This window comes from Micromonospora sp. B006, assembly GCF_003408515.1.
Taxonomy (GTDB): Bacteria; Actinomycetota; Actinomycetes; order Mycobacteriales; family Micromonosporaceae; genus Micromonospora; species Micromonospora echinospora_A.
In genome coordinates, this window is record NZ_CP030865.1 from 280,908 (window position 1) to 304,058 (window position 23,151).

At 68.0% G+C, this 23,151-nt stretch carries 20 protein-coding genes, 1 tRNA gene and 1 pseudogene; 9 read left to right on the top strand and 13 right to left on the bottom strand.

What is annotated here, in order from left to right; genetic code table 11:
* Positions 1-28: 28 nt before the first annotated feature.
* The 5 genes from MicB006_RS01415 to MicB006_RS32165 form a co-directional block, all read right to left on the bottom strand.
* Positions 29-547 (bottom strand): cupin domain-containing protein, encoded by a 519-nt coding sequence (locus tag MicB006_RS01415; protein WP_116503321.1) that lies wholly within the window; start codon positions 545-547, stop codon positions 29-31.
* A 93-nt stretch (positions 548-640) separates the two neighbouring features.
* Positions 641-1,378 (bottom strand): class I SAM-dependent methyltransferase, encoded by a 738-nt coding sequence (locus MicB006_RS01420; RefSeq protein ID WP_116503322.1) that lies wholly within the window; start codon positions 1,376-1,378, stop codon positions 641-643.
* A gap of 421 nt (positions 1,379-1,799) precedes the next feature.
* Complete coding sequence (locus MicB006_RS01425) at positions 1,800-3,272, bottom strand: NF041680 family putative transposase (protein WP_116503323.1); 1,473 nt, start codon at positions 3,270-3,272, stop codon at positions 1,800-1,802.
* A 113-nt stretch (positions 3,273-3,385) separates the two neighbouring features.
* A complete protein-coding gene (locus MicB006_RS01430; protein ID WP_116503325.1) occupies positions 3,386-3,613 on the bottom strand; it encodes a hypothetical protein in 228 nt (75 codons plus the stop codon).
* Positions 3,610-3,789 carry a hypothetical protein gene (locus MicB006_RS32165; RefSeq protein WP_225980604.1) on the bottom strand — a complete coding sequence of 60 codons (180 nt, stop codon included), beginning with the start codon at positions 3,787-3,789 and terminating at the stop codon, positions 3,610-3,612. Before MicB006_RS32165 ends, MicB006_RS01430 begins: the two co-directional genes overlap by 4 nt.
* Positions 3,790-4,450: 661 nt before the next feature.
* Between MicB006_RS32165 and MicB006_RS01445 the strand changes: the two genes are divergently transcribed.
* On the top strand, positions 4,451-5,872 hold the full coding sequence (locus tag MicB006_RS01445) for a helix-turn-helix domain-containing protein (RefSeq protein WP_116503329.1): 1,422 nt from the start codon (positions 4,451-4,453) through the stop codon (positions 5,870-5,872).
* Here the strand turns inward: MicB006_RS01445 and MicB006_RS01450 are convergent, their stop codons facing one another.
* The 3 genes from MicB006_RS01450 to MicB006_RS01460 all read right to left on the bottom strand — a co-directional run bounded on the left by MicB006_RS01450 (position 5,873) and on the right by MicB006_RS01460 (position 8,080).
* Positions 5,873-6,439, bottom strand: a complete 567-nt coding sequence (locus MicB006_RS01450; RefSeq protein ID WP_116503330.1) for an NUDIX hydrolase — start codon at positions 6,437-6,439, stop codon at positions 5,873-5,875.
* A gap of 184 nt (positions 6,440-6,623) precedes the next feature.
* Positions 6,624-6,860, bottom strand: a complete 237-nt coding sequence (locus MicB006_RS01455; protein WP_116511067.1) for a type II toxin-antitoxin system Phd/YefM family antitoxin — start codon at positions 6,858-6,860, stop codon at positions 6,624-6,626.
* Positions 6,861-7,186: 326 nt separating this feature from the next.
* A complete protein-coding gene (locus tag MicB006_RS01460; protein WP_113972612.1) occupies positions 7,187-8,080 on the bottom strand; it encodes an IS5 family transposase in 894 nt (297 codons plus the stop codon).
* Positions 8,081-8,315: 235 nt separating this feature from the next.
* On the opposite strand from MicB006_RS01460, the gene MicB006_RS01465 reads away from it, so the two are divergent.
* Positions 8,316-9,788, top strand: a complete 1,473-nt coding sequence (locus MicB006_RS01465) for an NF041680 family putative transposase (RefSeq protein ID WP_116503323.1) — start codon at positions 8,316-8,318, stop codon at positions 9,786-9,788.
* A 24-nt stretch (positions 9,789-9,812) separates the two neighbouring features.
* Here the strand turns inward: MicB006_RS01465 and MicB006_RS31595 are convergent, their stop codons facing one another.
* The 3 genes from MicB006_RS31595 to MicB006_RS01475 form a co-directional block, all read right to left on the bottom strand.
* Positions 9,813-11,021 (bottom strand): hypothetical protein, encoded by a 1,209-nt coding sequence (locus tag MicB006_RS31595; protein WP_152037810.1) that lies wholly within the window; start codon positions 11,019-11,021, stop codon positions 9,813-9,815.
* Between the two features lie 340 nt (positions 11,022-11,361).
* Positions 11,362-11,667 carry a hypothetical protein gene (locus tag MicB006_RS31600; protein WP_124778921.1) on the bottom strand — a complete coding sequence of 102 codons (306 nt, stop codon included), beginning with the start codon at positions 11,665-11,667 and terminating at the stop codon, positions 11,362-11,364.
* 1,273 nt (positions 11,668-12,940) lie between these two features.
* Positions 12,941-13,885: a hypothetical protein gene (locus tag MicB006_RS01475; RefSeq protein WP_116503334.1), complete on the bottom strand. Its 945-nt coding sequence runs from the start codon at positions 13,883-13,885 to the stop codon at positions 12,941-12,943.
* A gap of 1,025 nt (positions 13,886-14,910) precedes the next feature.
* On the opposite strand from MicB006_RS01475, the gene MicB006_RS01490 reads away from it, so the two are divergent.
* Together MicB006_RS01490 and MicB006_RS01495 are read left to right on the top strand one after the other, a co-directional pair.
* Complete coding sequence (locus tag MicB006_RS01490) at positions 14,911-15,549, top strand: hypothetical protein (RefSeq protein ID WP_116511069.1); 639 nt, start codon at positions 14,911-14,913, stop codon at positions 15,547-15,549.
* On the top strand, positions 15,549-16,592 hold the full coding sequence (locus MicB006_RS01495; protein WP_116503340.1) for an ImmA/IrrE family metallo-endopeptidase: 1,044 nt from the start codon (positions 15,549-15,551) through the stop codon (positions 16,590-16,592). Before MicB006_RS01490 ends, MicB006_RS01495 begins: the two co-directional genes overlap by 1 nt.
* Before the next feature lie 29 nt (positions 16,593-16,621).
* Here the strand turns inward: MicB006_RS01495 and MicB006_RS31605 are convergent, their stop codons facing one another.
* On the bottom strand, positions 16,622-17,200 hold the full coding sequence (locus tag MicB006_RS31605) for a hypothetical protein (RefSeq protein ID WP_152037811.1): 579 nt from the start codon (positions 17,198-17,200) through the stop codon (positions 16,622-16,624).
* A gap of 1,128 nt (positions 17,201-18,328) precedes the next feature.
* On the opposite strand from MicB006_RS31605, the pseudogene MicB006_RS01500 reads away from it, so the two are divergent.
* The 3 genes and pseudogenes from MicB006_RS01500 to MicB006_RS01510 all read left to right on the top strand — a co-directional run bounded on the left by MicB006_RS01500 (position 18,329) and on the right by MicB006_RS01510 (position 21,312).
* Positions 18,329-19,898, top strand: a pseudogene (locus MicB006_RS01500) (replication initiator).
* Complete coding sequence (locus tag MicB006_RS01505; protein ID WP_116503342.1) at positions 19,895-20,092, top strand: excisionase family DNA-binding protein; 198 nt, start codon at positions 19,895-19,897, stop codon at positions 20,090-20,092. Before MicB006_RS01500 ends, MicB006_RS01505 begins: the two are co-directional and overlap by 4 nt.
* Positions 20,092-21,312 (top strand): tyrosine-type recombinase/integrase, encoded by a 1,221-nt coding sequence (locus tag MicB006_RS01510; protein WP_116503344.1) that lies wholly within the window; start codon positions 20,092-20,094, stop codon positions 21,310-21,312. The genes MicB006_RS01505 and MicB006_RS01510 overlap by 1 nt, the downstream gene beginning before the upstream one ends.
* A gap of 85 nt (positions 21,313-21,397) precedes the next feature.
* Here MicB006_RS01510 and MicB006_RS01515 read toward each other — a convergent pair.
* A tRNA-Lys gene (locus MicB006_RS01515) sits at positions 21,398-21,469 on the bottom strand.
* A gap of 138 nt (positions 21,470-21,607) precedes the next feature.
* Between MicB006_RS01515 and MicB006_RS01520 the strand changes: the two genes are divergently transcribed.
* Both MicB006_RS01520 and MicB006_RS01525 read left to right on the top strand, forming a co-directional pair.
* On the top strand, positions 21,608-21,907 hold the full coding sequence (locus MicB006_RS01520; RefSeq protein ID WP_116503346.1) for a hypothetical protein: 300 nt from the start codon (positions 21,608-21,610) through the stop codon (positions 21,905-21,907).
* Positions 21,908-21,944: 37 nt separating this feature from the next.
* Entirely contained in the window at positions 21,945-23,027 is a 1,083-nt protein-coding gene (locus tag MicB006_RS01525) for an NAD-dependent epimerase/dehydratase family protein (RefSeq protein WP_116503348.1), read from the top strand.
* Positions 23,028-23,151: the final 124 nt, after the last annotated feature.

Consider the following 23,151-nt stretch of genomic DNA (forward strand, 5'->3'; position numbering starts at 1 on the left):
TGTCGCGTAGCCGGGTTCGCTGCCGGTGTCAGCCGATCAGCAACTCCGAGCGGTACTCGGCCGCCAGCGCGGCGGCCCGGTTCCGGCGCTCGGCCTGCTCCTCCTCGGTGAGAGCCGGCGGCGGCGAGGTGGGACCGTCCACCCGGTCGCCGACGCGCAGGAAGTATTCGTCCTGCCCGGCCGGCGTGCACATGCACAGCAGCCGCGCCGGCTGGTCGAAGGAGTTGCGGAAGAAGTGCGGCGCGTTCGCCGGAATGTTCACTGTCTCCCCGGCCCGCGCGACGGTCTGCTCGCCCCGGAACGTGAACTCCACCGCCCCGTCGAGCACCGTGAACATCTCCTCGAAGTCGTGCCGGTGCGGAGGCGGCCCACCACCGGGCGGAACCCGCATCTCGATCAGGCAGTACCGGCCGGCCGTCTGCTCGCCGGTGACCAGGATCGTGTAGGTGCCGCCCGCGATGGCGAGGTGCGCGAGGCCGGGGTCGTCGGGCCGGGCGTGGACGAGGGTACGGGTCGGATCGTCGGACGGGATCGCACCGCTGGCCATCGGCTCTCTCCTCGATCGTCGGTCTGCGGATCGACTTCCCTCATAGCCATCCGGCAAGCTGCTAAACCTGGGGCGCTTCCCGTGGTGGGACCGTCATGCCGGTCGGCGAGCGACAACCGCCAGGGCCATGCCGAAGAACCTCAACGGCGAGCGTTCGATCGCGTCGGTCACCGGCCGGATACGACGCCCGAAGCGGGACCTGTCGAACGGCGGCATGATGTAGTCCACCGCTACCGGCTCCAGCCCGGCCCGCCGGAGCTGCCCGGACAAGCCACGGGCGGTGAAGGAGCGGGCGTCGGCGAGCCGACGGTGCAGCGGCACGATCCACGGCAGGAACGGACCCCGCGCCGGCCGGTACCGCCGGCCGCGGATCAGGAAGCCGTGCGTCTCGAACGGGAACCACCGGTTGGGCGTCGTCAGCGCGAACCGGCCGCCGGGCACGAGCACGCGGTGGACCTGCCGCAGGGCAGCATCCAGGTCGTCGATGTGCTCCACCACCTCGATGGCGGTGACCAGGTCGAAACTGCCGTCCGGGTAGTCCAGCTCGGTGGCGGACAACTCCCGCACGTTGATCTTCCGGGCGGCCGCCGGGTCGTCAGCCAGCCGCTCCCGGAACAGCTCCAGCCGATCCTGCTGGATGTCCACGGCCTCGATCTGCGCGAACGCGTCGACCAGCCGCATCGTGTACGTGCCGTCCCCGCAGCCGATCTCCAGTAATCGCCGGCCGGTCAGCGATGTGTGCCGGCCTAATGTGCCGAGCCTCTTCGCCACCCCACGCTCGCCGAACGCGCTGCCGTGCCCCAGCCCCAGATTGCGATTCGCATTCACCATGGTCGCTGACCATAGACCTAACGAGCGTTAGCGTGGGGGCACCCGAGCGACAGGCAGTGCCGGCTCTGGCCGACCCCTCTGGCGTCCCGATCTCCGACACCGGAGGGGCCGGCGCGTACGCGGTCGTAGTGCCGGGAGCACCGGCACCACCCGACCAGGTGCCGTCGGGATACTGGGCGGTGACCACATAGGGCGCGTTACCGACGGTGAACTCGAAGTCCGTCACGGGCGAGAATTCACCGTCCGCCGTACGGCTCGGCACGTGGATCGTGTTGGTGCCGTTGCGTTCGAACGGCCTCTATCGACGCCAGCGGGCGTCATCGTAGCGAGGAAGATGCATGCGACGGGGGTCGGCTGACTGTCGTCGTTCTTCCAGGACAAAGCCACGATCGGCCTCCGTCGGCCGGACCTAACTTGATCTTTAACCTGTGCGGCGTGGCCTCGGGTTATTCGAGGTCTTCGTTTTCTTCGTGCTGCCTTTCGGTTTTGTGCTGGTGGCGGCGGTGACGATGTGGACGTCGTGGCGGGTTGCCGGGTGGCGGTTGGGTAGTCCGGGTGGTCGGCCGGGTCCTGGTCGGGAGGGTTTCGGTGCGCGGGCGGGGTTGCCGGCTTTGGTGCGTAGGTGTCGAAAGCCTCGGCGGACGCGGGCGGGCGTGAGTCGCTCGGGCGACGCTGGACGTTCCCATGGGCGGCGCAGGTCGCCGACGGCGCCTCGGGCGAGGCGTAGCTGGGTGTAGGCGGCCAGCACCAGGCAGGTCCAGCGGTCGGCGGCGTGCGGGTTGCGTAGTTTCGGGCTGGTCCAGCCGAGGGTTTGCTTGAGCATGCGGAAGGTGTGCTCGATGTCGAAGCGGCGCAGGAACGCCTGCCAGAGCAGATCGGTCTCGGCGGCGGTGGCTTCCGGCTGCGACCACCAGAGCCAGACCGGTTTCGCGGTGGCGCCGCTGGGTAGCCGGTCGACGGTTAACAGGATCACGGTGCCTTCGATGATCGGCAGCGGGCCGTGTTGGGCGGTCCAGGCGGTGCGGTGGGTCAACCGCGGGTGCAGCCGGTGCCAGGCCCGCGCGCTCGCGGTGCCATAGAGACGGGTATCGGTGGTCGTGGCGACGTCCGGGTCGCCCCAGCTGCCCGGGTCACCGAAGATGAACTCGCCGCCATGGCGTCGTGGGCGGCCGGTGGTGCCGGGCAGCCGGGGTGGCGTGGGTCGGCGCAGCACCCGATCCGAACGCATCCGCACCAGAACCCGAACGGGCAGATCAGCGAGGAGGAACGCCAGCCGGGGCCCGTCGTATCCGGTATCCGCGACGATCCACACGTCCCGATCACCAGGCCGCCACTGCCCGGCAACGATCAGCCGCTGCACCACGTCCCGCAACTGCCCGGCGGTGACCGTGGCAGCGTCGTCACCGGGCGCCAACCGGCGGGCGTCCAACGGCGCGGTCCACGAGGTGCGCCCGGCCTCCAAAGCGGTGACGAACGAGTACGGCCAGCCCGGAACCCCGATGTGCGCGTCCTTGCCGCGCCCGTAGGTGTGACACAGCACCCGCTGCGGGCAGGTGTGCGCCTCCGGCCGCAGCCAGCACGTCACATCCACCGCCAGGACGACCCGCCCGTCCGCAGCCCGCGGCAGCGGCACCGCCGCCACCGCGCTCCGCAGCCGCTCGATGTCAATCCGGCCGCGGTTCAACGCCGCATACAACGAGCCGTGACCACGGCGATGCTCACCCACCAGCGACAACTCCACCAGCGACCGCACCGGCGCATCCCCGCACAACAACGCATCGGCCAGCTCGAACAACGCATCCCTGCGAGCGGTCAGACAGGCGTGGAACTCGCGCCGGAACGCGGCCAGCCGCCCGACCCCATCAGTCGTCCTGGCATCGTGCACACTGATCACCAGACAGCCCTTGGTGTGCGATCTTCTTCCCTAGACAAGAGGAATGATCGATCAAGGGCTGTCCTCATGATCAGCCGGGGTCGATACCGCCGTCCAGCGGGTTAAAGCTCAAGTTAGTCGGCCTGCCTGGTCCAGCCGAGAAATCGGCGGTGCAACACCCCGGCCGGCGTCCACGGCATGTCCTCGGTGGCTTGGACCAGGTAGGCGCCGAGGTAGAGGGCGAGCGACACGGGAGCGCCGTCATACTCCGCGCGCAGCTCGCGCTTTCGTGTCGGGCAGGGCCAGGGCAGATCGCAACCTCCGCAGCTCCAGGCCGGCATGACCGGGCCGTGGGTGGTCACCGCACACCCTTCAGGAAACGGGTGGTGATCGTCCGTGCCTGTCGGCTGGTCGCCCATTCCACCTGCCAGCAGGGGTACGGCGACAGCCGCGACCACCAGGCGCGGCAGCCGGTGCACATGCCGTCGAACCCTCGGACATGCACAGCCAGGATCGCCTGCTCCTGGTCGCCTTCCACTACGCGTCCTCTCCCGGCCAGTGGCCACGATTGATAGGGATTCGGTGCCGGGCGCGGCAGGGCAGATCCGCTCCGCAGCGGCAGATCCGCCGCCACTTCCGCCAGCACCAGACAGGGCGGTGCCTCCGAGCAAGAGTCAGGGCCGTCGCGACCAGGTAGTCCTCGTACGAGACGTGTCGTCTGCTCGGAGTCGTCCGGGCCGCCCTTCGGCTCATCGCTGCTCTGCCGCGTCCTGCGCCGGCTCACGGTTGCCTTGGGCTCGTCGTAGCTGCGCTGCCAGGTCGAGTAACCGCTGTTGCGCTGCCGCGCGCTCGGCGTCCTGGTACCGCTGCCCTGTTCCGGGCGGTGATGCCGGATCGGGTTGCCGGAACAGCCATCGCACCAACGGACACAGGCGACCCCGGATAGTCACGAGCCCGTCCTGTCGTGCAGGGTCGGGAAGACGAGCCTGACCGGCGGCTCAGAGCCGTAGACGAACATCCCGCCCGGCGGGTCATCGACGTCGAAGTCCATGCCGGAGACGGTCCCGCCGAGTGGGGTGCGGTGACCATGTCGACCGGTCATGTCACGGTGACATGAGCGGACTCGACCTGCCCGTACACCGACCGTAGGCTCCTGACTGACCACCATGGGTAGTCGTCTGACGACGCTGGGAGCCGTTGTGCTGCTGGAAAATCTCCGGATACCCGACGACCGCTGGTCGCGCGAGGACATGCACAAGGCTCTGGCGGCCCGCGACATCGGTGCCGTGTTCCGGCTGCTCGCTCGGCACACCGGCGCGAGCCAAACTCGCATCGGCGCGGCTGTCGGCCTGGAGCAGGGCTACATCAGCCGGATCATCGCGGGCCGACGGGTGACCTCGATCGACGTGCTGGAACGGATCGCCGACGGCTGCGGCATGCCCGACGAAGCCCGGATGACGCTGGGCCTCGCGCCCCACCAGCGGTCATATCGCCCGGCCATGTCGGATCACTCCCTCGGTCGGCACAGTGACGTGCCGGGCAACCGGTCCTGGCGCGAGGACGTCCAGGCCGCCGCGCAGCTATGGGAAGGCGATGTGAACCGTCGAGACATGCTTCGCCAGACATTGTTCAACTCCACCGCGTACGCCCTGCCCGCCCTACGCTGGTTCACCGCCACCACGGCGCAGCCCGTCGAGCAGGAGGGCCGACGAACGGTCGGTCAACCCGACATCGACACGATCCGGCAGATGACCGCCACTTATCGGCGACTCGACAACCAGTACGGCGGCGGGCATGCCCGCGACAACGTCACCCGCTTCCTGCACCATGAGGTGGCGCCCCTGGTGACCGAGGGCCGGTACGACCCGGCGACCGGCCGCAGACTGCTCGCCGCTGCTGCCGAACTGACGCAGCTCGCCGGGTGGCAGGCGTACGACATGGCCGAACATGGCCTCGCCCAGCGATACCTCACGCATGCCCTGGACCTCGCCCGAACGGCCGCCGACGCCGGCCTTGGTGCCGAGATCCTCGCCGCGATGAGCCATCAAGCCACCTATCTCGGGCACGCCGCCACCGGCGTCGACCTCGCCCGCGCCGCCCGGCAGACAGCACAACGCGCGGGCCTCACCGCGCTGACTGCCGAAGCGCTGGTCATGGAAGCTCATGCCCACGCTGTCGCCCTCCAAGAACGCGACTGTGCGACCGCGCTTCACCAAGCGGAGCGAGCCCTCGACCGCGCGGACCGCAGCAGCGATCCTCAGTGGCTTGGCTACTTCGACGAGGCGTACTTGTCGGCCAAGTTCGGCCACTGCTTCCACGCGCTCGGTCAACACCGCCGAGCCGAACGCTTCGCCGCTCGCTCACTCAAGATGGACGAGCGCTACGTACGCAGCAAAGCCTTCAACCTCGCCCTGCTGGCCAGCGTCCACGCTCGCCACGGCGAGCCGGAACGTGCCAGTGCCGTCGGCGCGGAGGCGCTCACCCTGACCACCCAACTGCGGTCGGCTCGTGCCGTCCGTTACGTGCGCGATCTGCAGACCGGTCTGGCACCCCACCGCCGCAAGCCGACAGTGCGGCAGTTCATCACCCGGGTCGACGCGGCGCTCGGCCAGCGGCGCTGACTACAGCTCACCCCGCGCCTGGCGCGCCATCAGCTCCAACACGGCGATCACCGTTCCGGCACCAACGATCTCACCCTCGGACACGAGTTGCCGCGTCTCCTCCAGCGGAACCCAGGCCACGCGCTCGGTCTCGTTGACGTCCACCGGAGCGCCGGTGTACTCCGCATTCCGAGCAAGGAACAGCAAGTTCTCCGCGTCTGCGGTCGCCACCCACGGCTGAAACGACACCAAGGGCTCCACGGTGCCCGGGCGCCAGCCGGTTTCCTCCTCGACCTCGCGGATCGCGCAGGTCGCCGGATCCTCGCCCTCATCGACGTATCCGCCCGGCAGCTCCCACACCCACCTGTCGAACACGAACCGGTGCCGCCGCATCAGCAACAGGCGCTCTTGGCCGTCGAGCACGGCAACCATGGCCGACCTGGGTGCCCGGATCACGTACTGCTCGAAGCGCATCCCGTCGGGAAGCTCCACGTCAGCGATGCTCAACCGGGAGCGTCGGCTGCCGTCGACAAGTCGCTCACCGTGAATTGTCCAGCGCGTCGACCTGCTAGCCAGTTCCTCCGTCACACAGCCAGTATCCGACCAGCGGTGCCGGGCCGCGGCCCGCGGCGCCCGCGACTCGGCTCGACCCCGGAGGACCCGGGAGACGGTATGTGGTGGGCCGGCAGGGCTTCGAACCTTGCATCACGTCCGCGATGAGGCCGTTGATGAGCTCGACCAGCTTTTGGCCCGTGTGGCTGAGGTACTGGTTCTAGTCAGCCGCATCGCCCTTCTCGAGCTCCTCCATCGAACGGCGCAGCGCGGTGGCGTTGGCGGGGCTGCGAAAGAGGTACTCGGTTTCCTTCATCGCCTCGTACTCGGCAAGCGGGACGATGACCACCGGCTCGTGGCCCGAGCGGGTTACCACTACTTCCTCGGCGTCGTTGATGACGCTGTCGAGTTCAGCGGCCAGGTTCTGCCTTAGCTGGGCGAAGTTGACGGTCCGCATGACCACCTCCAGAGCAAATGGCCCGCGCCTCGTCCTGGGCGAACCGCTGAGCCAAGATCGAGCCCACATAATGGGGCCGTTGAGCTGCAAGGGAGTGGGCCGCCAGGGACTCGAACCCTGAACCCCTCGGGTGGTCGATGGATCATCTCAGATCGGGCGGATCGGTGTCCTGACCTGCGCGAGGTTTCTCGTTGCCTTACAGCGGTTGACAGCGCTTGTCGATGCCATTTGTGCCCGCCTTGTGCCCGATGATCTTCCCCGGCGAGCCGGCAACCTCGTCGGTGGGACGCGGGGAGTGCCCCTGCACGCGTGTTTCATAAGCCCGGTCAGAGCCATTCACAGATGATGGTGATGGTCAGGACGGCCTGGAACCGGACGGCCAACTTGTCGTAGCGGGTGGCCAGGCCGCGGTGGCGCTTGAGCCGGGCGATGCCGTTCTCGACGGCATGTCGCATCCGGTAGAGGTCTCGGTCGAACTTCGGCGGGCGCCCGCCGCGGCTGCCCTTGGCCTTGCGGTGGGCGTCTTGATCGGTCTTACTCGGGATGCACGCCTTGATCCCGCGCTTGCGCAGGTAGGCGCGGTTTCCGCGGCTGGTGTACGCCTTGTCGGCCAGGACCAGGTCGGGGCAGGTGCGGGGCCGGCCCACCCCGAGGCGGGTCACCTTGATACGACGCAGGACCGGGATGAACTGCGGGCTGTCACCACGGTGCCCGGCGGTCACGACCATCGATAGGACCTTCTGTCCCTGCTCACAGGCCAGATGCGTCTTGGTGGTCAGACCGCCGCGAGATCGTCCGAGGGCGTGATCGGCGGGTTCGTCGTGCACGCCACCGGGTGGCTCTTTCTGCAGGTGGCCGTCTCTGCGGGCGCCGGCGGCGTGTTGGTGGGCGCGGCTGGTCATCGAGTCCACGCTGACCGTCCAGCCGATGCGGCCTTGCGCATCGCCGGCGGCCTGTGACGCGGCCAGGATCTTGTCCCAGGTGCCGTCGCGCTGCCAGCGACGGAACAGGCCGTAGAGCGTCTGCCAGGGCCCGTACTCGGCCGGGACGTCACGCCAGGGCGACCCGATCCGGATCCGCCACCTGATCCCATCGATGAGCTGCCGTTTCTGCCACTTCGGCGGCCGGCCCTTCGCCGACGCGGCCGGCAGTAGCGCAGCGAGCCGCTGCCACTGAGCGTCGGTGAGGTCGTGCCGCCTCGTCACCGCTACGCTGGCCACGAGGTCTCCGGTATGAAGTTCTTGCTTGGTCGCAGAACCAGATACCGGAGACCTCTTCAGTTGTCGATCACCGCCACGCCGCGACCTTCACCGGCCACCACGACTTCTGAAACACGCCTTAGCTTGATCTTTAACCTGCGGCGTGGTGGCATCGACCCCGGCTGATCATGAGGACAGCCCTTGATCGATCATTCCTCTTGTCTAGGGAAGAAGATCGCACACCAAGGGCTGTCTGGTGATCAGTGTGCACGATGCCAGGACGACTGATGGGGTCGGGCGGCTGGCCGCGTTCCGGCGCGAGTTCCACGCCTGTCTGACCGCTCGCAGGGATGCGTTGTTCGAGCTGGCCGATGCGTTGTTGTGCGGGGATGCGCCGGTGCGGTCGCTGGTGGAGTTGTCGCTGGTGGGTGAGCATCGCCGTGGTCACGGCTCGTTGTATGCGGCGTTGAACCGCGGCCGGATTGACATCGAGCGGCTGCGGAGCGCGGTGGCGGCGGTGCCGCTGCCGCGGGCTGCGGACGGGCGGGTCGTCCTGGCGGTGGATGTGACGTGCTGGCTGCGGCCGGAGGCGCACACCTGCCCGCAGCGGGTGCTGTGTCACACCTACGGGCGCGGCAAGGACGCGCACATCGGGGTTCCGGGCTGGCCGTACTCGTTCGTCACCGCTTTGGAGGCCGGGCGCACCTCGTGGACCGCGCCGTTGGACGCCCGCCGGTTGGCGCCCGGTGACGACGCTGCCACGGTCACCGCCGGGCAGTTGCGGGACGTGGTGCAGCGGCTGATCGTTGCCGGGCAGTGGCGGCCTGGTGATCGGGACGTGTGGATCGTCGCGGATACCGGATACGACGGGCCCCGGCTGGCGTTCCTCCTCGCTGATCTGCCCGTTCGGGTTCTGGTGCGGATGCGTTCGGATCGGGTGCTGCGCCGACCCACGCCACCCCGGCTGCCCGGCACCACCGGCCGCCCACGACGCCATGGCGGCGAGTTCATCTTCGGTGACCCGGGCAGCTGGGGCGACCCGGACGTCGCCACGACCACCGATACCCGTCTCTATGGCACCGCGAGCGCGCGGGCCTGGCACCGGCTGCACCCGCGGTTGACCCACCGCACCGCCTGGACCGCCCAACACGGCCCGCTGCCGATCATCGAAGGCACCGTGATCCTGTTAACCGTCGACCGGCTACCCAGCGGCGCCACCGCGAAACCGGTCTGGCTCTGGTGGTCGCAGCCGGAAGCCACCGCCGCCGAGACCGATCTGCTCTGGCAGGCGTTCCTGCGCCGCTTCGACATCGAGCACACCTTCCGCATGCTCAAGCAAACCCTCGGCTGGACCAGCCCGAAACTACGCAACCCGCACGCCGCCGACCGCTGGACCTGCCTGGTGCTGGCCGCCTACACCCAGCTACGCCTCGCCCGAGGCGCCGTCGGCGACCTGCGCCGCCCATGGGAACGTCCAGCGTCGCCCGAGCGACTCACGCCCGCCCGCGTCCGCCGAGGCTTTCGACACCTACGCACCAAAGCCGGCAACCCCGCCCGCGCACCGAAACCCTCCCGACCAGGACCCGGCCGACCACCCGGACTACCCAACCGCCACCCGGCAACCCGCCACGACGTCCACATCGTCACCGCCGCCACCAGCACAAAACCGAAAGGCAGCACGAAGAAAACGAAGACCTCGAATAACCCGAGGCCACGCCGCACAGGTTAAAGATCAAGTTAGGTGCCGTTCGCGTTAACGGTCGGCAAGCAACACTCGCTCAAGCTGCGTCCACTCTGGCCGGGGGGCTGTGACTGGGCGGACGACCGTGAGGAGCCGTCCGTCGAGACAGACGTCAAAAGAGCCCTCGCTTCGAGCAAGCCTCTCCTCTACGTCTACGCGTCTCACGTCTCCACGATCTCCGGCTGGCGCAGCAAGTACCCCGAGCAGGACCTCGTACCGCGCGTCACCTAGCTGATCAGCAGGTGCCCACGTTCCGCGCACCGGAATGCCGGCCAGCTCCGCATCCGGCCCAGCCTCCGGGGCGGTCCGGAAAAGGCTGTCGATAACCCTCGTAGCCCGCTCCTGCGAATCAAGCTCGAGCAGGTCCAGTGGCAGTGTTGGCGCGGAGGCGGCGAACCGCGCTTCGTCTACTACATGGAGTAAGTCCTCATCGTCTGGTACGGGGCGACGCCGGGTTGGACGCCGCCCCGTCCACCTAGGCAAATCATCCTGCAGCGGAAAGCGCCACTCTTGTGCATCATCCTGCTCCTCATCGGCCTGGAAGGCCGCGGCTCTCAGGCCGGTGCCCCAGTCCCAGCGGGGATTGGCGGGAAGAAAGATGTCAACGGCCACTCCAGATGGTCCGATGTAAAGCCAACTCATGAAGTACGAGTGATCGTTGTGCACCGATGACCAGTTAGCTAGCTCTCGGAGTCGATCCTTCTGCGGGCTTAGCGGCTTCTTCGGAAGGATGTTTTTCGCCCTGCGGTAGCGACCACGCGCCTCACCTGCGACAGGGCCCGTAGGCAGATGGAACAGCAGGTCGGGGCGTACGCCCTTGGCATCGTATTCCCAAAGCAACTGTCTGGGCAAAGCATCGAAATTGTGCAGATCATGGGTTCCATGCTGCCAAGCAAAAATCGCCTCACTCGCAGCCGTCAGAACCCCAAGTCCGGAGCACTCGCTGACAAAGCCGCGTATGTGACGTGAACTCGCAGCGAAGGCGCGGTGATCCAGTTGAAGCGCGTTGCCGCCGGGAGCGCCAAGGTAACTGAGTAGCAAGCGGACCTCGAGCTGCTTGGTCCGGTAGTCGAGCACCTTGCGAAGGTCACAGGCCATCGCATTGATGTGAAGGAGACGCGCAAGGCTCACTGCCAACGTGCCTCGCCCAACCACCGTGGCCACCACCTGGATGTTGCGCTCCAAACGGAACTGCCACACTCTGGCGCGTACTGTGTTCAACTGCGCCCTCCTCTGCTCACGTGGTTGGGCCAGGGGTCAATGCGTTCCGGCGCTGTGTCAGGCTTCGGCTGGCACGGAGGGCCGCAACTGTGCCGACCCATCTAATTCTGAGACCTGGCCGCCATAGGGCAAGAGCACCTCTGCCAGACGTGGCGCTCTACTGCCCGACCTGATGTCGGCCCACCGATGCGACGTCTCGCTTACAAGCTCTGTGCGTCGCGTCCGCACGCGTCCGGCAACGGCTGCACGCTCGGAACCTCGTTCATGCCAGTCCTCGTCTGCGTGCCGCCGTCCGGCGCGGTTGCTGTCAGCGTTGCTGTCGACAGCCATTTCGCTGGCGCTACTCGTGAACTGCCGGGCAATCGCAGTCTCCCGCGTGGCCCCTTGGCTCACGGCAGAAGTACCAGTAGGCCCCGGGATCAGGCCCCCCACCCTTCGGGTGGAAGCGCTTGTTGCACGGTTCGACATCGTCAGCGTCGCCTTCGTAGAAGCCCAGGCCGCCGCACCCGGGACACTCGCCGCTGACAGTGGTCGACTCATCAAGTCCGTCTGGGACGTTTATGGTCCCTACGCCCTCGCAGTCCTCGCACTCGAAGAAGTACTCGTCCGGGTCGTCTCCCGGCCCGGTGTTGACGCGCTTGGGCACTTAAATCCTCCTCGGAATCCCGGGTCTCAACTTAGTGCCGGACAGCGAGAGCGCAACATGCTCGGTCCGACCATGACCCGACTCGTCTCGCCACCACCGCGAGCGGCAGGCAGCGGAACGGTTCGACGCCGACAAGTGGGCCGACCCGGGCCTGCTCTTTGCCGCCACCGTTGGGCTGGCCCCCGCTGGGGGATGCGGATTCAACCCGTCGGCTGGTGGCAGCCAGTGGCGGCCCGCATCGACGAGCAGGTCCCGGACCTGAACGGTTGACGTTCGTGGCCGACTCGCATCGAGGTTGGCGCTGCCTTCTCGCTGCCTCGCTGACGCCCGACACCGTGGACGCATCGGAGCCCGCGATGTGCCGCGGCCTCCAAATGCGCATGGTTGTCGTACCCGTGGCTCAGACTGGACACGGCCCACCCATGGCTGAAGGGAAGCGATATGACCATGGCTTTCGTTGAGGGCGAGCCGTGCCCGGAGTGCGGTGTCACCGTAACTGCGGTAAGCGGCCCGGAGGGGCAGGACACCTCCGGCGGCAATGTCCGGCCTGGGACTGTCCGCGAGGAACTGGTGTGGACGGCTGAGCCATGCCGGCATCAGCGTCGGGTCAACCTGACCGACCTGAGCTGATCATGGGAGAGGTCTCGCCCGACCCACCTGGGCGGGACCTCTTCTCACCGCACCCGCAACGGGCACAAGCCGGTGTGTCGTACCCAATTGGGCATGCACTGTAAATCCGTCGCGAAAGCTACAGAGGTTCGATCCTCTACCCGCCACCAGGTGCAAAGACGGCCCCTGACCAGCAGAGATGCGGTCAGGGGCCGATCTTGCTCAGTCCCGTTGAGTCCAGCCGTTGCCCGCCGTCGCTCGCGGTCTGGGGGCCCATCGGGGGGAGGGTCGGGACGCCTGGGGAACCGGTCGGGAAACAGACAACAGCTACCGATCCGATTAGCTGCGGTCGTTCGGCTCGCAGCCCGGACGGCGGGCTTGGCCTGTTGAACATGGTGTCGGCAGTCGCGTGGACTGCCGACACCACTCGCCGGTACTGTAGTTACTGAATCAACTGCAAGACGGCTGAGAGAGGGGTTCCCGCCCCGAGTCCCAGCAAGCCGATCGCGGCGATGACCGTCGCCAGGATCAGCATGAGGCGGATGGTTGGTCCCCATCCTCCGGTAACCGCGGCCTGCACCGTTGACCACATGTTCGATCTTGGCGGTGCAGGCCTTTCCTCATCAGGTGAGTCTCGTTGACTCATATCCTTCTCCTTTCTTGATCATGCGAAGCTGGTCTCCGCGCTGGTTTTGCGGGCCACCCGGCGGGAATTCTTGCTGCCGGCCTTGCCGGCCTTCTTGGTGACCTTGTTGCCCGTCGTGTCGAGAGCGGCCGCCTTCTTCGCCGCGCGCCGGACGGCCTTGGTGGTGGCGGACTGCTGCGCGGCGCGTGCCGCCTGGCTGTATGGATCGGACAAGGCCCGGTGCCAGACGGGGCGCAGCTGGGTCGGCGATCGGGGATCGGCGACAACCTGAAGGTGCTCGCGCAGTAGGGGCTGATCGTCGGCTACCTTGATCTCCCGCAGCTCCTTGTAACCGCGCTCGGCCGTGCGCTCGGAAATGCCGTACCACTTCGGCGCACGGGCTACCGCCATGGAGAACCTCGGGTTCTGGGTCGTCTCGGCGAGCATGATCAGGAACATGGCCTTGCCGGGAAGCGTGAGTTGATCCACCAGGCCGCTGGTCCAGTACTCGTGCGGGATGGTCAAGTAGCCCTTGCCCACGGTGCTACGGTTCTGGCCCGGTCGGTCCCAGGACAGTCCGGATCCGTCCTCAAGCAGTGGGTGGACAACGACACGCTTGCCGTCGGCCCTTCGGGTGATCAACTTCCGGTCGACAAGGACATCGAAGGCCCGCGAAGCTGTCGGCGACGTGCACGGGTTCTTCTTCGATCCGAGCATCTTGGCCCAGGTTCCGAGCGGCAGCGGGCTGCCGTCGAGCACCGGCTCCAGGGCGTGCAGTAATAGCAGTGCGTCCAGGGCCCGTTCCTGGCGCCCTCGGACCATGTCGGCCAGTACCGAAGCCCGCTCCCCACCGGACGGCCGTTGCACGAACACCTTGCGCAACTTGGCGAAGCCGCGCTTGGCGTCACGGAGCAGCTGTTCCCGGACGGCTCGTCCGTCTGGAGGCTGCTCGTCGACAAGGCCCTCGAAGGGATCGTTGGTCATGCTCGATACGGTACGTGTTGGGCCGGTTGTTGGCCAACACCGGGGTCCCCCGCAGGTCACCGTCCCAGGTGCCAGTATGGGAAGCCATGTGAAGCTGATGCGAAGCCAACTGCGAAACCCGTGGGAAGCCGGGACAAGTTAGCGGCCGGGCGGCGGCAGCTCGTCATGCCAGCGTTCCAGCCGTACGACCGTGAGAGGCCCGTCAAACGACCTTCGACGGGCCCTGCGTTCGCTGCCGTACAGAAGAGCCGAGCCCGGTCCCGACCGACCCGGCCTTCCCGACCTTCACCGTGGTGGTCACCCCGACTGCCGGCGTGACCGCCGCCCCGACCGTGGTCGACCTGGTCTCCCCGGTCCCGACCGACCCGGCCTTCCCGACCCTCACCGTGGTGGTCACCTCGGACGGCCGGCCCGACCGTGGTCGACCTGGTCTCCCCGGTCCCGACCGACCCGGCCTTCCCGACCCTCACCGTGGTGGTCACCTCGGACGGCCGGCCCGACCGTGGTCGACCTGGTCTCCCCGGTCCCGACCGACCCGGCCTTCCCGACCCTCACCGTGGTGGTCACCTCGGACGGCCGGCCCGACCGTGGTCGACCTGGTCTCCCCGGTCCCGACCGACCCGGCCTTCCCGACCCTCACCGTGGTGGTCACCTCGGACGGCCGGCCCGACCGTGGTCGACCTGGTCTCCCCGGTCCCGACCGACCCGGCCTTCCCGACCCTCACCGTGGTGGTCACCTCGGACGGCCGGCCCGACCGTGGTCGACCTGGTCTCCCCGGTCCCGACCGACCCGGCCTTCCCGACCTTCACCGTGGTGGTCACCCCGACTGCCGGCGTGACCGCCGCCCCGACCGTGGTCGACCTGGTCTCCCCGGTCCCGACCGACCCGGCCTTCCCGACCTTCACCGTGGTGGTCACCCCGACTGCCGGCGTGACCGCCGCCTCGACCACGTCGCCGAGGGCGGTTCCTTGTGACGCTTGTGGCGCTCGCACACTCGTGCGACAGGGGTGGTATATTTTCCGGCATGATTTCGCACCCCACGTTCGAGCAGGTTCTCGAAGACTTGGGCGACAAGGTCATCACTGGGATGGGTCGCGCGTCGCAGGCGGCGCGGGGCGACTTGCTGAAGTACCGGCGCGAGAACCCGCTGTGGGTTGCGGACTCGACGGAGCGGGGGTTGGCGAACTGGATCCACGACCGACTGTGGCGGCACCTGCTTGGTGAACTGGATCAGCTGACCGAGGTGCACGTGCACGACAAGGAGCCGACCCGGGAGCTCTGGATCGGCGTCCGGTATAGGCTGCGCGTCAAGCGGCACGGGCAATCTGGGGAGATTAGTACATATCCGACGTTGGCGGCGATGTCCTTCTTTACCCAGGGCCAGGAGGCGTTCGAGGGCCTGGAGGAGATCCGGCTCTGCGCGGGGTACTTCTGGGACAAGGAGGAGCGGGAGATGGGTGAGGCTGTGCTCTCCCTTCGAACCGCTCGGGACAAGGTCATCTGGTGTAACCCGCTGCCGTTCGCGGGCGAGGCTGGGGACAGTGGCAAGATTCGTCCTCTCCCGGTTACTCCCACTCCCGAGCCCCGGGCGCCTCAGATCGACTTCACTCCCCGCATGCCGAACGTTGCGGAGGGCCATCGGAACCAGGAGGACGAAGGGTAATGAGCTACCTCGGCGAAGCGTTGGTGACCGCACGCCGAGCACGCGGACTAACACAAGGGGAATTGGCGCAGGCGGCCGGCGTTACGCAGGCCGCCCTGTCCCGCTACGAGAATGACCAGCGGGAACCGGATGCGGCAGTTCTAGAAAAGTTGGCCAAAGCTCTCGGCGTCACCGTAGCCTTCCTGCAAACCGCAGGAAGCCTACGCGGCGCTATGGCAATTGACGTGCACATGCGGCGACAAGCAACAGCGAAGCCAACTACCTGGAGGCAACTTGAAGCTAAGCTCAATATGTACAGAATGCACGCCCGTCACCTATTCGAAGATGTATCGCTAAGAGCGGATCAAAGGATCCCCACCTTCGACCCGATAGATGTGGACCCGCAAGATGCCGCTCGCCTGGTAAGAATGCAGTGGCGGATGCCGGTGGGTCCCGTGCGATCCCTCATAAAGTGGATGGAGGCTGCGGGCTGCCTGATCATCGAAGAGGATTTCGGCACTCCGCGGGTAGACGGTCTATCCCAATGGATAGGTGAGCATCCCGTCATCCTTCTGAATTCTCGGGTTCCAGTCGACCGTAAACGGCTTACGCTGGCCCATGAACTTGGTCATCTTTGCTTGCATTCCGCGTACGTATCGGATGCAATCGAGCAAGAGGCCAGCAAGTTCGCGGCGGAATTTCTGATGCCGGGAGAAGTTATCCGGCCCCAGTTGCGAAATCTGAATCTGGGTCGGCTGGTAGATCTCAAACGAGAGTGGGGTGTTTCGATGCAGGCCATCATCGAACGCGCTGCGGACCTTGGAACTCTTGGAGCCAATCAGCGAACTAATCTGTACAAGATGCTCAGTGCGCGGGGTTGGCGTACCCGAGAGCCAGCAAGCGACGAACTGCCCGAGGAGCGCCCGCTACTCCCTCGCAATATCGGGGACGCGCTGATGGCCAAGGGTCTGAGCGTTTCTGAGATCGCGGCCATTGCAGGCTTCGAAGTAGATGCGGTTCATCCTTTTGAACCACAAAGACGCCCTCTTCGCGCCGTGCGGTAAGTCGGCCCGACTTGGCCCCTCAGTCGCTCTCAAGCGACTGGGGGGCCATTTGGCTTGTCTTCAGCCGAGGTGCGTGAGCTGGCCGGACCCTGGGGGATGCGCTTCCAGAACATCTTTCTCCTCTGCCGTGGAGTTGGCGCGGGCCCGTAGGCGTAGGCGGAGGGATCGTCGTCAAGAGTCGGACGGCGAGGGTTTGCCTTGGGTATCCTCAGAATCCAAGCCGACGTCTCATTTATCAAAAGGGCGAGAAGCCGATTATATATGTACATGGGTAGTGAAACGGCCGGAGCGACGATGAAGAACACAATGGCCGCTAGCATCGAGTTTTGAACAATTGCTTCATCATTAATTCCCGGTGCAATGTCCCGGAGTCGCCTAATTGAAAGCCACTCGGCAATGGCGAGCCAAATCATTAAGCCGGCCCATAGGCCGTATCCCATCAATAGACCGACAAAGTCGTCAATTTTCTTGGCGCGGATCTCTGGCGGGAGATCTTTTCTCGGGAACCTCATGCGCTTAATTGCGTACCGGACCTCAACGGTGGCCGCGAATGCGAAAACCGGGATAGTTTGTGCCGCTGTGGACGCAAACGCTTCAGTCATGGCCATGGCGAGAGGATGTCATACAGGTTCAAGGAGCCGGAGGTCATCCTTGGCCTCGGGCTACGCCATCCCGTGTGCCGTCGACCCGCCCCTCTGGGGAGCGGGCCGCCGCCCGGCCCGCCATGTCAAGCGGACCTTGACGCACGTCCGGACGCTGGCGGGTCGGGCGGGGGTCTGCTCGGCTCGCCCGGGTCGAGGGCAGGCGGGATGGCCTACCGCAACCACCACGGACCGCGACCCGCCGACGGAGCCCCGGCCATCCTGGAGCCGGAGCGCCCCCGCCGGAGGCGCCCTAACCGCAACCCCGCGACCGCCCCCAGCTCGCCGACGCGGCCGGCGTCCGCTCCCCTACACCGCGCGGGCTCGTGGCCGCGCGGCCCGGCCGGCTGCCGGCCCACCCCTCACCCGTCAACGGTCTGTCGTTCTGCGGCGGCCCTCCGGGCTTTCCCGCTCTCCGCGCCAGCCGCCGGGCATCCGGCGTGACGGCCGCAGAGCGACAGCGGCAGCGGCCGGCGCGCGCCCAGGCGGCGGCGCGTGCGGCCCGTCAAGGGCCGCCTTGAAGACGTACAGAAAGTCCTCCCACACCGGCCGGCAGCAGGCCGGCAGCCGGTCGTCCACCCCGGCCGCAGGAGTCACGACGGGTTGACGTGTCGGTACCCGGTGCTACTCTGGCGCTCGTCGAGCACGCCAGCGCGGCCTTCCTGCCGGATCGCTGGAATCGACTTCCGAGATGCCGAGCGGCCTTCCTACCGCTGAATGCGGGCCACATCCCGCCGGCTCTCGATCACACCGGCCGCCGTGCCGGTCCCCGGAATCCGCTAAGCGGCCCAGCACGGCCTTCTGCCGTCCACGATGGCCCGGATTCGCGACTTCCACGGGTGGGGGCAGCCTGCGGCAACCTGCCGAATGCCGACATCCCAGGGCTCCCCGCCCGTGCCGACCCACTCATCGGCTCGACGAACGCGAAAGGACACGAACCCATCGGCGGAGAGTGGCATCACCACGGACCCGCCCTCCGGTGTCAGCCGCCCTCCCGGCGGTGCCAGGAGACCCGACGAACACCACCAGCGGACAGGCGTCCAGGGCTGGTGGTGCTCCGTCTCCCGTCCCTGTCACCTGCCTGAGGAGGAAGTCGTGTCCACCCCGCTCGACCTGTACCGGCCCGGCGTCGCCGCCGGCCGTGACGCCCAGGTCCTGCACCGCGCCGCCCTGCCGGAGTTCTCCGGTTGGCTGGAGCACACCCGCCCCGCCGGCGGCTGCACCCGCCCCATCCGTCTCACCGGCATCCTCGCCGCTGTCGAGCGTGACACCGGCCGGGTTCTGGGCGAGCAGCACACCGACGAACTGCCCGACCAGACGCTGTACAAGGCGTGCGGTAACCGCCGCGAAGCCCGGTGCCCGGACTGCGCCTGGGTCTACGCCGGAGACGCCTACCAGGTCGTGCGCTGCGGCCTGACCGGCGGCAAGGGCGTCCCCGGCTCGGTCGGCCGCCATCCGGTCGTCTTCGCCACCTTCACCGCCCCGTCCTTCGGCCCGGTCCACCACCGGCACGTCCCCCGCCACACCTGCGCCACCCGGCAGCGCTGCGACTGCCGCCCGGCTCCCTGCCGTGCCCGCAGCACCGCCCGCACCTGCCCGCACGGGCAGCCTGCGGCGTGCTTCGCCCGCCACGAGGCCGATGATCCGCGGCTCGGGCAGCCGTTGTGCCTGGACTGCTACGACCACGCCCACCAGGTCGTCTGGAACTACTTCTCTGGAGAGCTGTGGCGGCGCACCAAGCAGGCCATTGAACGCCACCTCGCCGCGCTCTGCCGCCGACGCGGCATCCCGCTCGTCCGGGTCGTCACCGCCTCCGGCAACGTCCGCTCAGTGCCGCCAGTCCGGGTCTCCCACGGGAAGGTCGCCGAGGTGCAGCGCCCGGGCAGCGGTCCATTTCCACGTCCTGCTGCGCCTCGACGGCGTCGACCCTGACGACCCGGACGCCCTCGTGCCGCCGCCGGCCGGCATCAGCATCGACGACCTGGAGGCAGCCGTCCACGCGGCCTCCCGCCAGATCACCGTCACCACGCCAGCGCACCCCGACCGGCCGCAGGGCTGGGTGGTGGCCTGGGGCGAGCAGGTCGACATCCGACGAATCAACAGCACGGGTGGTGAGCTGACCGACGGCAAGGTAGCCGCCTACCTCGCCAAGTACGCCACCAAGGCCACCGAAGCCACCGGACACAGCTCCACCCGACTCACCCCCTCCACGGTTGACGACTACGCCGACCCCGGAGGCGACCACGTCGCCCGCCTCATCGACGCCTGCTGGCACCTCGGCCGCCCCACCCACACCGACACAACCGGCGGCGCCGCAACCGCCGACGACCGTCAAGGCATCCTTGACGCCAAACCCAACGTCTACGCCGGGCTGCGCCGCTGGGCGCACATGCTCGGCTTCGGCGGCCACTTCCTCACCAAAGCCCGCCGCTACTCCGTCACCTTCGGCCAACTCCGCGAGACCCGCGCTACCTACCGCCGCACCGAAGACGACGAACCCGACGACACCCTCACCGTCGGCACCCTCACCTACATCGGCTCCGGCTGGCTTTCCGAGGGAGACGCCCTGCTCGCCAACACCGCCGCCCGCCAGCGGCGCGAGAGCAGACGCATCGGCCGAGAAGAACTCGCCCACGAAGCCTGGCTCACCGGAGCCGCCGCATGACCCACGACCTCCGCCCCCGCTGGTACTCGCCCGCCGAGGTCGCCGTGCTGCTCGGCTTCGGCATCTCCAAGGTCAAGATGAAGATCGCCACCGGCGAGCTGCGCTCCATCAAGGACGGCAAGTACCGCCGCATCCTCCCCGAATGGGTCGACGAGTACATCCGTGACCAGGTCGAGCGGCAGGAGGCCGCCTGATGCCTGGACGCGCAAGGGCCAACGGCGAAGGCTCGATCTTCCCCTACCGGAACGGGTTTGCCGCGTACGTCTGGGTCGAGAAGCCCGACGGCAAGCGGGGCCGGAAGTGGGTCTACGGCAAGACCCGCGAGGAGGTCCACGACAAGTGGATCAAGCTCCACGGGCAGGCCAAGGCCGGCCCGGTGGCGACCCGCTCCCCGACAGTGGGGGAGTACGCCGGCTACTGGCTGCGCGAGATCGTCAAGCCGAACCTCGCCCCCGGCAGCTACGTCACCTACGAGGTGGTGGTCCGGCTCTACCTCGTGCCGGGGCTGGGCCGGAAGCGCCTCGACAAACTCCGCGTCAGCGATGTGCAGACCTGGATTAACGAGGTCGGGCGGACCTGCCAGTGCTGTGCCCAGGGCAAGGACGAGCGGCGCAATCCGGCCCAGCGTCGCTGCTGCGCCCTCGGCCGCTGCTGCCAAAATCTGCCCTCGGCAACCAGCGTCACGCACCTGCGGACCGTGCTCCGGACGCTGCTGTCCCAGGCGATCACCGAAGGGCTGATCTCCCGCAATGTCGCATCCCTGGTGAAGCTGCCGCCGGTACGGAAGCGTAAGCGGAAGGCGTGGACGAGCGACGAGGCGCGGCGCTTCCTGGAGTCGGCCCGCGCCGACGACGACCCGCTCTACGCCGCGTACGTCCTGGTCCTGGCGCTCGGTCTGCGCAAGGGCGAGATGTTGGGGCTCACCTGGGCCGACGTCGACCTCGAAGCGGGGGAGTTGACCATTGACCGGCAACTCCAGCGGGTCGGTGCCGAACTGCTGCACCGGGAGACGAAGACGGCTGCCTCGGACGCCACCCTGCCGCTGCCGGACATCTGCACCGTTGCCCTCGATCGCCGCCGTGCCGCGCAGACCACAGCCCGGGACGCCGCCGGCCCGGCCTGGCAGCCGTCCGACCTGATTTTCACCACCCGTTACGGCCGGCCGGTCGAGCCACGGAACTTCAACCGCTTCTGGGACCGTCGCTGTGACGCAGCAGGCGTCCGGCGGATCACCGTCCGGGACGCCCGGCGGACCTGCGCCTCGCTCCTGGCGGACCTGGACGTGCACCCCCGGGTGGCGATGCAGATCCTTCGGCACGCGCAGTTCGCCATCACCATGGAGATCTACACGGTGGTCTCGTCGGCGGCCACCCGCGACGCGCTCAAGCGGCTCGGCAGCGCACTGGACCGGTGAGACGGCTACCGCTGTACTTCGCTGCTGTACGAGCCGTGCTGACAAAGACAGCGACCCCGCAAAGGGCTGCTGAGCTGGAACGGAGTGGGCCGCCAGGGACTCGAACCCTGAACCTATGGATTAAAAGTCCACAGCTCTGCCATTGAGCTAGCGGCCCGCCCACTCAGGTTACCGGAACCCACCCGCCCTAAGCTCGCGGCTTCCGCCGCCTGTCGATCTTCAGACCCGAACCCACACGACGCGCCAGACACCAGGCGTGAACCTGAACCTCCCCGCCCGGGGAACCGAGGCAACCATGCGAGTGACCAGCACCGCCGCCGTCGCGGCGTCCAGCGAGGTTCCGGGCGCCGACGGCGTACGCCGGCCCGGGGGTGAGGTGCACGCCTGGCTGCCGGGCCAGAACCAGACGCTGTGCGGGCTGCCGCTGAGCCGTACCCGCCTGCGCCGCTTCCCGCACGTGCCGTTCGACTACTCCGGAACCGACGTCCTCACCGAGGCCGACCCGGACGGCTGGGTCTGCCCACGCTGCCTGGCCGCCACGTCGGGTCGCCGCGATCGGGAGAAGGGCTGGGTGCGCACGAACCCCCGTCCGTGAGCGGTTGCTGCCCGGTTCAGCGGGTACCGCACCGGACATGCGCATCGTGATCGTGGGAGCGACCGGCAACGTGGGGACGGCCGTGCTGCGCCGGCTGCGGCGGGAGACGGAAGCGGAACTGGTTGGGGTGGCGCGCCGGCTGCCCGGGCCGGACGCCGGTGAGCCGTACGCGGACGTGGAGTGGCACTCCTGCGACATCGGGTCGCCGGGTGCCGCCGACCAGCTCGTGCGGATCTTCGCCGGGGCACGGGCGGTGGTGCATCTGGCCTGGCAGATCCAGCCCAGCCACGACCGCCGCACGCTCTACCGGACCAACGTCGGCGGCAGCCGCGCGGTGATCGAGGCCGCCGTCCGGGTCGGCGTTCCGGCCCTGGTGTACGCCTCATCGGTCGGCACCTACGCGCCCGGCCCGAAGAACCATCCGGTCAGCGAGAACTGGCCGGCGACCGGGGTGGAGTCGTCGTCGTACAGCCGGGACAAGGCGGAGGTGGAGGCACTGCTCGACGGCGTGCAGCGGGAGCACCCGAAGCTCCGGGTGGTACGCCTGCGCCCGGGGCTGATCTTCCAGCGCGAGGCCGGTACGGAGATCAGCCGCTACTTCCTCGGCCCGCTGGCGCCGGTGCGCCTTCTCCGGTACGGCCGCATTCCGCTGGTGCCGTCGAACAAGCGACTGCGGATGCAGGCGGTGCACGCCGACGACGTGGCCGACGCGTACGCCCGGGCGGTTCTGGGGGACGCGAGCGGCGCCTTCAACGTGGCGGCCGACCCGGTGCTGACGCCGGAACTGGTGGCCCGGCACTTCCACGGCTGGACGGTGCCGGTGGCGACGCCGGTGCTGCGCGCGGCGGCGGCGCTGACCTGGCGGGCGCGGCTGCAACCGGTCGACACGGGCTGGGTCGACCTGGCGCTGAACGTGCCGCTGATGTCCAGCCACCGTGCCGAGACCGAACTCGGCTGGACGCCGGCGGTCGACTCGGTGACCGCCCTGAAGGACCTGTTCACCGGCATGGCCACGAGAGCCGGCACAGACGCCCCACCCCTGTCAGCGGACCCGACCCTCCCCGGCCGCCCCAAAGCCCTGACCAGAGGCCGCCTCCCCGGCCACCCCAACCCCTACTGACCCAGCCGGCTCCGGCAACAGGCCCGCCCCGCCCGCCCCTGCCTCGGTGATCAAGGAGTTTGTGTCACCCGAAGAGATCAACCAGGACACAAACTCCTTGATCATCGGGGAGATCGGGAGGGGG